This is a genomic window from Paraclostridium sp. AKS73, assembly GCF_025671395.1.
In the GTDB taxonomy this organism is placed as follows: domain Bacteria; phylum Bacillota; class Clostridia; order Peptostreptococcales; family Peptostreptococcaceae; genus Paraclostridium; species Paraclostridium benzoelyticum.
In genome coordinates, this window is sequence record NZ_JAIXHU010000003.1 from 170,755 (window position 1) to 182,445 (window position 11,691).

Annotated in this window: 13 protein-coding genes; 3 read left to right on the top strand and 10 right to left on the bottom strand. The window is 26.1% G+C overall.

Annotation, left to right across the window (positions count from 1 at the left end; genetic code table 11):
• Window positions 1–71: 71 nt before the first annotated feature.
• Window positions 72–1,775 carry an ABC transporter ATP-binding protein gene (locus tag LEQ07_RS03580; RefSeq protein WP_263329557.1) on the bottom strand — a complete coding sequence of 568 codons (1,704 nt, stop codon included), beginning with the start codon at window positions 1,773–1,775 and terminating at the stop codon, window positions 72–74.
• 448 nt (window positions 1,776–2,223) lie between these two features.
• Here LEQ07_RS03580 and LEQ07_RS03585 point away from each other — a divergent pair, with 448 nt between their 5' ends.
• Window positions 2,224–2,619: a hypothetical protein gene (locus LEQ07_RS03585; protein ID WP_263329558.1), complete on the top strand. Its 396-nt coding sequence runs from the start codon at window positions 2,224–2,226 to the stop codon at window positions 2,617–2,619.
• Between the two features lie 205 nt (window positions 2,620–2,824).
• Here the strand turns inward: LEQ07_RS03585 and LEQ07_RS03590 are convergent, their stop codons facing one another.
• From LEQ07_RS03590 to LEQ07_RS03615, 6 genes are all read right to left on the bottom strand, one after another.
• Window positions 2,825–3,196 (bottom strand): NifB/NifX family molybdenum-iron cluster-binding protein, encoded by a 372-nt coding sequence (locus LEQ07_RS03590; RefSeq protein ID WP_021429165.1) that lies wholly within the window; start codon window positions 3,194–3,196, stop codon window positions 2,825–2,827.
• 2 nt (window positions 3,197–3,198) lie between these two features.
• Window positions 3,199–3,564 carry an ArsR/SmtB family transcription factor gene (locus LEQ07_RS03595; RefSeq protein WP_263329559.1) on the bottom strand — a complete coding sequence of 122 codons (366 nt, stop codon included), beginning with the start codon at window positions 3,562–3,564 and terminating at the stop codon, window positions 3,199–3,201.
• Window positions 3,565–3,799: 235 nt separating this feature from the next.
• Window positions 3,800–4,915, bottom strand: coding sequence for a helicase C-terminal domain-containing protein (locus LEQ07_RS03600; protein WP_263329560.1), 1,116 nt, complete (start codon window positions 4,913–4,915; stop codon window positions 3,800–3,802).
• 11 nt (window positions 4,916–4,926) lie between these two features.
• Window positions 4,927–6,462 (bottom strand): DEAD/DEAH box helicase family protein, encoded by a 1,536-nt coding sequence (locus LEQ07_RS03605; RefSeq protein WP_263329561.1) that lies wholly within the window; start codon window positions 6,460–6,462, stop codon window positions 4,927–4,929.
• Window positions 6,463–6,611: 149 nt separating this feature from the next.
• The gene (locus tag LEQ07_RS03610) at window positions 6,612–6,812 is read right to left on the bottom strand and encodes an exonuclease domain-containing protein (protein ID WP_263329563.1); all 201 of its coding nucleotides are present in this window, start codon (window positions 6,810–6,812) and stop codon (window positions 6,612–6,614) included.
• 76 nt (window positions 6,813–6,888) lie between these two features.
• The gene (locus tag LEQ07_RS03615) at window positions 6,889–7,737 is read right to left on the bottom strand and encodes a DegV family protein (protein ID WP_263329565.1); all 849 of its coding nucleotides are present in this window, start codon (window positions 7,735–7,737) and stop codon (window positions 6,889–6,891) included.
• A 272-nt stretch (window positions 7,738–8,009) separates the two neighbouring features.
• Here LEQ07_RS03615 and LEQ07_RS03620 point away from each other — a divergent pair, with 272 nt between their 5' ends.
• Both LEQ07_RS03620 and LEQ07_RS03625 read left to right on the top strand, forming a co-directional pair.
• Complete coding sequence (locus LEQ07_RS03620) at window positions 8,010–8,546, top strand: TetR/AcrR family transcriptional regulator (protein WP_263329566.1); 537 nt, start codon at window positions 8,010–8,012, stop codon at window positions 8,544–8,546.
• Window positions 8,547–8,596: 50 nt separating this feature from the next.
• Complete coding sequence (locus tag LEQ07_RS03625; protein WP_046822371.1) at window positions 8,597–8,905, top strand: hypothetical protein; 309 nt, start codon at window positions 8,597–8,599, stop codon at window positions 8,903–8,905.
• A gap of 50 nt (window positions 8,906–8,955) precedes the next feature.
• Here the strand turns inward: LEQ07_RS03625 and LEQ07_RS03630 are convergent, their stop codons facing one another.
• The 3 genes from LEQ07_RS03630 to LEQ07_RS03640 form a co-directional block, all read right to left on the bottom strand.
• On the bottom strand, window positions 8,956–10,620 hold the full coding sequence (locus LEQ07_RS03630) for an ABC transporter substrate-binding protein (protein WP_052951985.1): 1,665 nt from the start codon (window positions 10,618–10,620) through the stop codon (window positions 8,956–8,958).
• A gap of 66 nt (window positions 10,621–10,686) precedes the next feature.
• Window positions 10,687–11,082 carry an HsmA family protein gene (locus LEQ07_RS03635; RefSeq protein WP_021428977.1) on the bottom strand — a complete coding sequence of 132 codons (396 nt, stop codon included), beginning with the start codon at window positions 11,080–11,082 and terminating at the stop codon, window positions 10,687–10,689.
• Window positions 11,083–11,162: 80 nt separating this feature from the next.
• Window positions 11,163–11,582 carry a MarR family winged helix-turn-helix transcriptional regulator gene (locus LEQ07_RS03640; protein WP_021429094.1) on the bottom strand — a complete coding sequence of 140 codons (420 nt, stop codon included), beginning with the start codon at window positions 11,580–11,582 and terminating at the stop codon, window positions 11,163–11,165.
• Window positions 11,583–11,691: the final 109 nt, after the last annotated feature.

Below are 11,691 nucleotides of genomic sequence, written 5' to 3' on the forward strand. Positions count from 1 at the left end.
TATACCTTAAACTTGGTTTGCTAAACAATTATACACATATAATGAAAATTATTCCATATATGATTTTTTTATTATATTTTTTCATTTTGTATATAATATAAGCTATAAAAATATCCTTTAGTCTCTATAAGTTCTTCAAAACTTCCTTTTTCTATAACCATTCCATCTTTCATTACTATAATTTCATCATAATCAGTTAGTAAATTTTTTATAAGTTTATGTGTAACAACTATCATTGTTAAGTTTTCTAAACTCAAAAGTGATTTTTCTAAACTATATGCAGTTTCATTATCAAGTGCCGATGTAGATTCATCTAATATTAATATTTTAGTTTCATTTATCAAAGCTCTTGCAATTGCAACTCTTTGTTTTTCTCCACCTGATAATTTATTTCCATTTTCTCCAACTAATGAGTCAATACCATCTTCTAATCTATTTATAAGTCCCATTATCCCAGCCCTTTTACAACTTTCAACTACGCTTTCATCACTATAATTTGAAAATAATCTTATATTTTCTTTTATAGAGTCATCAAACATAAATACATTTTGCTGTATCATTGATATAGTCTTATATAAATCACTACTATATATTTTATTTAAATCTTTATTATCAATGGTTATTTTACCCTCATATTCATTATAATATCTCATAATTAACTTAATTAATGTACTTTTACCACATCCACTTTCACCAACTATTGCATATTTTTTATTTCTTTCAAATTTCAAATTTATATTTTTCAATGCATTTCGTTCTTTTGTATATGAAAAATTAAGATCTTTTATATCTATGCAATCCTTAAAATCCTTTATTTTTTCAGATTCTTCAGATTCATTATTTACATTCAATATATCTTCAACTTTTTTACCAATAAGAGATACTGATTTTATTTGATTTATAAGTGATATACTAGTTTTAACAGGTCCAACTATATGAGTGCTAAGTTGAATTATTATTATTGCTGTTCCTACAGATATACTTTTTTTGTACATTAAGTACCCGCCTAAAATCAAAACTCCTAAATATATAGTTACACTAAAAGCCAATGAAAAACCCTTTATAACTGCTTCTAATATAGAACACTTTCTTTTTGAGTTTTCTACATTTAAAGAATTTTTAACGAAAATCTTATTTATTTTTTTGCTTATGTTAAATCCTTTTATAACTTCAAACCCAGAAAATAAATCCTTTGTTACGGAAGTTATTTCTTCTAAATTTTTAGAGTACTCATTTTTTTCTATGACTAGCTTCTTTGAAAGTGCATTAGGAATTATGAATCCTAAAACTCCAAATATAGATATGAAAATTACTATATATGGACTTATGTAAAATAATGCACATAAAGAAATTAAAAATGATAACAGTGATGATATAACTAAGAATATATTATTTAGAAAATTATCTTCTATTAATTTTATATCATTATATAATACCGATATGTATTTACCACTATTGTCCAAAGAAAAATCTTTTATATCTTTATTTATTAACTTAGAAAATACATCACATCTTAAGTAATTAACAGTATTTTTAATATAGTTTGACATAACAAGTCCATCTAAATATTCCGTAAAAAACATTATTATTATTAAAACAACAGTTACTGTAACTATTGGGATAAATTTTTCTACTTGTCCGCTCGCAAATATATCAACTATAAATCCCATAATAAAATCAAAACATATACTTGCTAATGCTACTAATGATATGGTAATCACTCTAAGAAAAAACTGCCATTTATACTCTAGAGCATATTTAAAGAGTATCCTCATACTTAATCCTCCTATTTTTTATTTTTCAAAAACTTAAAAAAGGCCTATTATATAGACCTTTTAAGTTTACTATTAAAATTTAGTCATGTCCAATGTATTAGTTTGATTAATCTATATTATATTTAGTAAAATTAACTTTCATACAAATCTCCTAATTTTTTTGAATATCTATTTTTAAAAATTCACATAATATAACTAACCTTCTGGATACTATCATCGTGACAAACGCATTTTTTACCGATAAAGACTAGATTTTTTCTAGTCTTCTTATTTTTGCAAATCTAATTTTCAAGCACATATATTTTAAAAATAAGTTTATTTTGTTAAATTTTTCTACAATATAGTTTATTAATTTCTACACATACTATTTAAGAAAGGATGTGTACTTATATTGTTAAGAAAATTTAGTATTATCATATTTATAACTTTAATTATTTTTACAAGTAATATGAATTTTTCTCACGCTCTTACCATTGCCGCTCCAGATTCAGTTAGCAATCAATATATTCAAGATTTAGAAATAATCGATAATAATATGTATATGCTAACTAAATCTGTTATTATGGAAAATTATAAAGTGGATGAAATAACTAAAAACATTAAATTTATAGAAACTTTAATTAATGACTTAAATATAAAAGTTTCAAAACTTTCTCAAGAAGACACTGATGCTATACTAGCTCTGCAATCTATACTAAACTTTTACAAAATATCGTTGATGAAGATACAATCATATTTGGAAACTAAAGATCCTGACAATTTAATTGATGCTATCAATTCTTTTTCATTAGCTTCTAGTGCTTCAAAAGACTTAAGAAAAATTATAACTGATGCGGGAAAATAAAATCCCGTTTTTTAAATTTATATAGTTCTTAATATCCCCACCATACTAGTATATATAGTATTCTATTTAAATAGTGTCAGTTTAATTGTAAGTAAAAATTAAAAATGTCAGTTAAGATCAGTGAAATTTATACTGACCAAAACTGACATTTTAATTTAAATACTAGTTGTACAATCATTTGTGTAAATTAATTCTCATAAATTTTTTAGTGGTGTCCACATCCATCATGAGAACAAGTATGGTTACTTGGGAACTCACTTAATTTATTTTCTTTAAATAAGTTTAAGTTATCTTCAAGAGTATCTGCTTGAGCTTTAAAAACTTTTATTCCCATAGAATTTAATTTAACAATAGCACCTTGACCTATTCCACCTACTATTACAGCGTCTACAACATTTCCTGATAATGCTTTTATAGGTTGACATTTACCATGTTCATGTCCTAAGTCTCCATTGCTTATTTCTGATAATTCCTCATTTTCTAAGTTATAAACTAAGAACATAGGAGCTGATCCAAAATGTCCAAATGGTTTACTTTTTAATCCTTCATTCACTTCTACTGGTATACAAACTTTCATTTTTAAATCTCCCTTCTTTTGCAGCACTTTCTTATAGACTTACAATTTTTGCTGCAATCAGCGCTGTCTAGTTTAATATTTGAAGTATCTAATAAATTATTATTTATACTTCCTATCGAATTAAAAAAAGATATACATTCATCAAATGCGCTTTCATTTACATGATAAAAAACATAATATCCTTCTTTATATCCAGTTATTATTTCAGCTTCTTTTAAAACTTTGATATGTTGTGAAACTGATGAGTCAGTTATTCCTAAGTACTTTGATATACCTTTTTGGCATATATCTCGTTTAGATACTAATAATAAAACTTTAAGCCTTGTTTCATCACTTAGAGCTTTAAATATTTTGGCTACTTTTTCCATATAAACCTCTTTTTGATTAAGTAATCACTTAATTAGATTATAATACTCTTAATTATTTTTTTCAACCACCATTTTACAAAACTTTTAGATTTATTTTTGTTTTTGTGGTATCTATTTTAATAAAGGAGTGATAGTTTTGATTAATTTTAGAGATATAGGTGGATGCAAGTCAATTCAAAATAATAAATGAGCTGTTTTTAACTTAAATTACTTTACGTTAAACCCAACTCATTTATTATTTTTTATCTTTATTTATATGATTATTTTTTAATTTTTTATTTTTTATGTCTATATCCTTTATATATAAAGCTATATTTCTTTTTGATACTTCTTCATTTATATAGTCAATTCTATTCATTTCGTTATTGTTTTTATATATTATTTTCATAGGACTATATATATCACATTTAATGTCTTTTAAAATTTCTCTAAATGTTTCTAGCTTCCAACGTTTAAAGTCTTTACTTATACTATCAATAACATAATGAGTATTAACTCTTTTTATATCACAATCATGCAAATCTCTTTTTAGTTTATTTATAGTGGTGTTATTGTGCCCTATATCTAAGATTATAAAGTATCCATAATCATATTTGCTTCTTATAAGCCTTCCATAAGCTTGTTTAGCTTTTATACTTAATTGAGGATAGTTAACATCGTCATATGTAGTTCTTTTGAAACTTCTTATTGATGAGTACAACGGATCATCCAAACTTTTATTTGGAAGTTTATCAAGAATTACGCAAGTTAGCCCTTCTCCTTGTATATCAACCCCTTCAAAACAGCTCTTAGAAGCTAAGACAACACACTTTTTACTCAAATCTCTTAAGTTATTAACTGCTGATTTATCCTTATACAGTTCTATATTATGAATATTTAATCGATGAACAAGCTTTTTGTAAACTTTTTCTAATCTATTCTTACTTGTAAATAAAGCTAGTACATGTCCATTACTATTTACACATATATTTTCAATCAACTTCACAGTGTGATCTATAAATTCATCATTTAAAGCATTGTATTTTGGAAACTCTTCCATTGCTAAAATTTTAGTTTTTCCTTTATAATCATATATAGACTCAATTGTTTTTTCTATAGTCTTGTGCTTATCTAAGCCTAATGTTCTTTTAAACGTACTCATATTATTATTTATATTTAATGTTGCTGATAAAAAAACAACTGTATTTACAGTACTTAAAAACATACTTTCAAACATTTCAGCTACATCAATAGGTATAACCCTTATATTAAAATACTTATATTCATTATTTATATCAATGATCCTACAATAGTTGTCTAACTTTTTTTCTATAAAGCTTTCAATGGTTAATATATTGCAATCTATATCCATTGTCTTTGCGCTTATTGTATTAAATATATAACTATCATCTTCTCCTTCTTTTCACATTGATCTATTATATAGTTTAAAGATCTTAATATTTCTTTTAAATATATAACAATGTTTTCAAATTCACTTCGCATATATCCACTTATATCCACTCTATTTTTAAAAGATACATTGCTAAGGGGAGCTTGCTGCCTATTTATTTCCCAAGAATGGTCATATAGCCCACTCTTTAAAGACTTTCCACATCCATTTAGTATGTTATTTATACTTTGTTTTGCTAAAGTTATTTTTTCTTGCAATTTTGCTTTTATATTACTATCTAGTTGAAGTTTTCCCGCAACACTAATATAAAATTTATCCATAGTACTTACATTTTTATGATTGATCTCACTATGAGGATATAATTCATCTAATAATTTATCTAATAAAATACTATTACATTCTGAGGTAAAGAAATCATAGCTTTTTTCCATTAAATTATGGCCTTCATCTATTATTAAATAATCCAATTGCTTTTGTTCTTTATACGGCCATTTTGCAAGTAAAGAATGGTTAATAACAGTTATATGTTCTTTTTTCAGTTCTTTTATTCTATTTTTATAAAAACATCTTTCAATGCACTTTTCTGGATAACAGATATCTGATTCACATCTTAAATTAAAAATTAACCCTTCTATTTCAGAGAAAATATATTTAACATTGTTAGGAATTTCCTCTATATCTCCATATTCTCCATTTTCAATTAGTCTTTGAATATATAAAAACTCTAGCAATTCACTTTGACTTTTAAATACTACGCTTTTTTTGTATTCTTCCAATCTTCTATTACATAGGTAATTATTTTTACCCTTCATACACCCATAGTTTATTTTACTTTGTAAGTTTAAGGATTTTAAAACTGTAGGTATATCTTTGTTTATAAGTTGCATCTGTAAATTTTTTGTATCTGTAGATATAACAATTTTCTTTCCATTATAAAAAGACTCCATAATTGCTGGAATTAGATATCCAACACTTTTCCCGATTCCTGTAGGAGCTTCTATACACCCTACTTTAGGTGCATCTTCTTTGCTATTAAACACATCTTTTATAAACTTGGTAAATTCATGTTGCTTTGGCCTAAATATGTAACTAAAATTTTTAGAGTTTGTCCAAAGTTCACTTAATTTTAATAAATCCTCATATGAGTTTTTATATTTTGATAAATTTACATTATGTCTATTTCCTTGGTAATCTTTTTCATTTATTTCAAACAACACACTTTGTTCAAATTCATTTTTTTCATCCATTTCTTTTAAATATTTAATCCATTCCCAAGACTTTATATTGGAGCTTTTAAAATATTGTTCTAAATTAAAATAAAGTTTATCTAATCTAGTTTCTTCACTCTTCCAAAGTCTAATCAAAAGAGCATTTACTAATTGTATATTTAGTAAAACATCGTTTAATGCTCTATTATTTACCTGTTTATTAATATCTGTAACTTTATTTATAAGATAGTTAAGTTCATAATTTATATGAAACGGCTCTAAAATAATAGCTAGCTGCATAGAATCTAAAAGTTCATTTTTTAATCTTTTATTTTCAAAATATATTTATCTAAGAAGCACTTTTTGATTTTAAATCATGACAATTATAGGATAGTCTTTTATAAAATCTATAAATTTATTTCTTATTTGATATATAGTAGGTGCCTTATCTAAATCATTTTGCTTAAGGTTTTGCAAGTCCCAAATATACTTACAGGAACTTCCTCATAAGGTTTAATCAAAGTATTAAACTTAAAAATTTCATTATTTATAACTTTAATAGCTGCAATTTCTATTATTTCAGAGGTATTAGGGTTTAATCCACTAGTTACTATATTTAAGTATACAACATCATTTAATATGCTTTTCATATAATACCTCCTCCATCTAGAATAACCTTAATTATACCATTTTAAATATGTAAAAAACAAAAAACTGTCTAATTAATTAGACAGTTTCTAATATACCTATTAATATTGCACCTTTTGATGTATATGTTCCCATAACAGATCCAACTGAGCTTATTGTTATATCTTTAAAATCATACTCTTTTGACATAATTTCTTTAACCTTTAATGCTTTTTCTTTACAATTAGAATGACCTATTGCTAAACTATATTTCTTTTCACTACTAATATTTTTATATATGTTTTCTATAACTTTTTTAATTGAATTGCTATCACCTCTTGCTTTATCAACAGGTTTTACAATTCCATCTATAACCTGAATTATAACTTTAAAATTCAATGCATTTATAAGTTTTCCAGCTAAAGGATTTACTCTACCACCTTTAATTGCATTTTCTAGTGTTTCAAGTGAACCATAAAAAGTAACTTTTTCTTTTAGACTTTCTATAGTCTTTACTATCTCATCTAAATTTTTCCCTTCATCTGCTAACTGAGCAGCTTTAGTAACCAAAAGCCCTTGACCAACTGATCCATTAGCAGTATCAATCACTTCTATTCTTTTATCCGTGTTGTCTTCCTCAAACATGTTTTTTGCAAGTACCGCTGTTGAATATGTAGCTGATAGCTTTGAAGATAAAGTTAAAACTAAAATTTCTTCTTCTTCACAATCATATACATTTACAAACTTTTCAGGTGATGGACACGATGTTTTAGGAAGTTCCTTTGAACTTGCCATTCTATTGTAAAATGTATCACTATCCATATCTCCATCAGCGTAAGTATCTTCCCCAAATGAAACATTTAACTTTACTATTTCTATATTATATTTTTGTACTAACTCTTTATTTAAATCACAAGAACTATCTGTTATTATCTTGATTTTTTTCATTCATATATCTCCTTATTTTTTCAGTCGGCCGGTCGGCCGATATATCTTTTATTTAATTGTACATTTGATTTATATTAAAGTCAATCATAAAAAATTCTCTTCTCTCGATGGATTACGTCTTCTAACTTTTCATATCTCCAAAGACTTTGCTCGTTGCTTAAAAAACCTTATTTTAAACGTATTTTTGCTATATGTTACTTTGTTGACAATAAAAATTTATAAGCTTATAATTATTTATTAAAATAGCAGTTAATTGTAGAAAGGTTGACTTTATGAAATCAAATAATACTAATATGAAAGAAAATATTTTATTATCTGCAACAGAATTGATAACCAAAAACGGAGTTAAAAATACTAGTTTATCTGATATAGCAAAAGCCGTAAATATAAGTAAAGGTACCTTATATTATCACTACTCATCAAAAGATGCATTAATCTCTGAAATTGCCAATACTCACTTAAATGCAATCAGTGAATCTATACTCCAATGTATTCAAGGTATGGATCCAAGTAATCCAAAAGAGCAAATGATAAACTTAATAATGGAGAAAATCTCCGATATAGAAGATAGAGGTAGAATACACATGTACATTCTTTGTGAAGCTATTACAGGGAATGATCCTTTAAAAGAACAAATAAAATTAAAATATATAGAATGGCGTAATACATTAAAATCAGAAATTGTTAAAATAAGTTCAAAAGATGCTGAAGCTCTTTCATTCTTACTAGTTTCTATAGTTGATGGATTAGTTCTTCAAGGATTATTAAAAACTGAAAACTTACCATTTGAAAATATAGCTGATTTTTAGTTACAAATTGGTATTAGTTAAATATAAGATAAATTTTTAGGGGTGAATTTATGCAGAATTTAACATTTGAAGCTTTAAACTCAACTGATTTATTAGTTGGATTAAAAGAAAAATATGAAACTATCATCATTAAAGGGGTGTACTGCCAAGAAATATATGATTTAGTAAAAAGTCAATCTACAGAACATGACTTAATGGGTTATGCATTAGATACAAGTATCTTAATTTATGCAATACTCTCACTTAAAGATATATTTGTAAGTTCTGATAGAAAAACAGAAAAAGATATAGAAAAAAAACTTAAGTTATATGAAGTAGCTGATGTATCTAAAGATAATTTGATTTTAAAATTAAGATAATACTGAATAGGTCTCACATTAATTAATGTGAGACCTATTCTTATTTACATTTATTTTTGAGGATTTCCGGCATTGATTTGTAAGAAATAAGTTGATGAATCTTTCATAGTTTTAAATTCCTTAGAATCTTTATATTTATCAACATTTTCAGATGTAACACCTACTCTATCTATTGCATCTGTTTCATATAGATTAAGCGCTGAATTCGCATCTTTAACTATCTTTGTATTTATCTCATCTAATTTCACAGCTGAATTATCCCAATAAGTAGGATTTTTTGTCATTGAATAATGATCTTCTATTTTCCATTCACTTAATGTAAATGGTCCATTGTATAAAGTAGACTTAGCTGTTGTTCCAAATGTGTCTCCCTGAGATTCAACAAATTTTTGATTTTGAGGTAAATAAACTCCAAATGCCATTAATTTATCAAAATAAGTAACTGGTCTTACTAATTTTACTTCTAAAGTATAATCATCTATAGCTTTTACTCCTACAGAATCAGGATCTTTATTTTCTCCTAAATTGTACTCTTTTGCCCCAACTATATCATGCATTATAAATCCATACTGAGATGCTGTTTCTGGATTTAAAGTTCTCTTCCATGAGTATTCAAAGTCTTTTGCACTAACTTCATCTCCATTTGACCACTTAGCATCTTTTCTTAATTTAAATGTCCATGTTAATCCATCTTCAGATGTTTCCCAACTTTCTGCAATTCCTGGTATAGCTTTGTTTTCTTTGTCTATTCTAACTAATCCCTCCATAGTATTAGTCATTACCTCAAATGAAACAGTATCTGTAGCTTTACTTGGGTCTATAGTTGGAATATCAGAAGTACTTATTAAGTTTAATTGTTTTTTCTCTTTATCAACATCTGCCCACTTATATGACCATGGAACTGTAGGGAATTTAAACATATCGCTTACATATTCCTTTTGCATATAAGCTATACCAGATTGAATCAATGGAGCAATATATGCATCATCTAGCATAAGTTTTTCAGCTTCTGCAAATTTCTTCCAACTTTCATTTTGTTCTGGCATTGCTTTTGCTTCATTTACTAATTTATTATATTCATCACTTTTATAACCTGTATTAGATGCATAACTTACACCCTTCATCATAGTGTCTAAAAATGTTAGAGGGTCTGGGTAATCTGCTCCCCATCCTGCGTAAGCTAATTGGAATTTACCTTTTTGCTCTAACTCTATTTTTTGTTTAAATGGTTGAGTTTTGATTTTTATTGTTAATCCAGGTAAATTTTCTTGAAGCTCAGATTGCATAAACTCAGCTTGTCGCTTACTTGTATCACTATCAAAAGTTACTAGCTCTAAAGTTACAGTACCAAATCCAACTTCTTCTTTTGCTTTATCCCAGTACTTTTTAGCTTCTTCGCCATTATAAGAATATCCCATTTTCCCAGCAACATCTCTATAGTCTTTTCCATCTTTGTTTATAGCTAACTCATTAGGTACAAAGTAATCAGCTGGAACAGATCCATTATTTAATATAACATCACATAATTCCTGTTTATCTATAGCCATATTTATAGCTATTCTTGCATTTTTATTTGCAAGCACATTATATGGATCAGCTTCCTTACCTGAATTATTTGATCCTGTCGTACCTTGATTTGATGTACACCCAGCTAAACTAGACATTCCTATTGTTGATATAGTTAACAATGCTAATAACCTTTTTCTATGAACCATAAAACCCTCCTAAATATAATTATTTTTATAATTATATTTAGGAGGGCCTATAAAAATTCCTAAAAATTAATGTGACATTCCTATTATTGCTCCTATTACATAAGGTATTAGCCATACACACCAAACAAATATACTAAACTTGTGGAATACTCTTTGTTTTTCTTTATCATTTTTATAAAGTACCCAAGTAGCCCAAACTGCATGGAATAGCATTAATAATATTGCTATAGTTCCTGTTATACCATGTATCATTGCTGAAGTTTCTGAAATACCACTAACTCCTGATTTAGCAATTTGACTCATTAAAAAAGTACCTGTTGTATCACAAATTAAACCTAAATAAAATGTTATAACATGATTTTTGTTTAAAACTTTAGCTTTTCTTTCACTAAATACACCTATTGTATAAAATACTAAAGCTAATGTTATAGCTGTTATAGCCGCTATTAATTTAAAACTCATAATTGTTCCTCCTTATTAGTTTGCATGCAAACTATTTTGTTATAATAATCTTATACCCGGGATTATATTTTGTCAAACAATTATTTTAATTTATTTTTTAATAAATTTAACGACTTAATAATTTCAGTTCTTTCATCTTCATTTAAATTATCAAATAAGTTTCCAAAAGTTTCTTCTGATTTTCTTCTAAAATATTTTGCAAACTCTAGTCCTTTAGTAGAAAACTGTATATAAGTGTTCCTTTTATCATTATCGTATTTTACCTTTTTTATATAATCGGCTTGCTCAAGTCTGTTAACAATACCAGATACTGTTCCTTTTGATAGATACATTTCATTGCAAATTTGGCTTATATTTATTTCCTTATTGTGCGCAACTAATTTTAATACCATTATTTGTTGATGAGTTAAGCCACTCTCAGATAATCCTGCCTCTATCTTGCTCATAGATCTTGAATATATCTCTTTTATTAACATTAATATTTCAAATGAATCGCTCATTATAATTACCTCCATCTTTACAAATATATTGCTTATTTTATATACTTTATATAATACATTTATTTATGTATTATATAAAGTATATAAAAAATATTAAATTAAAATTAAA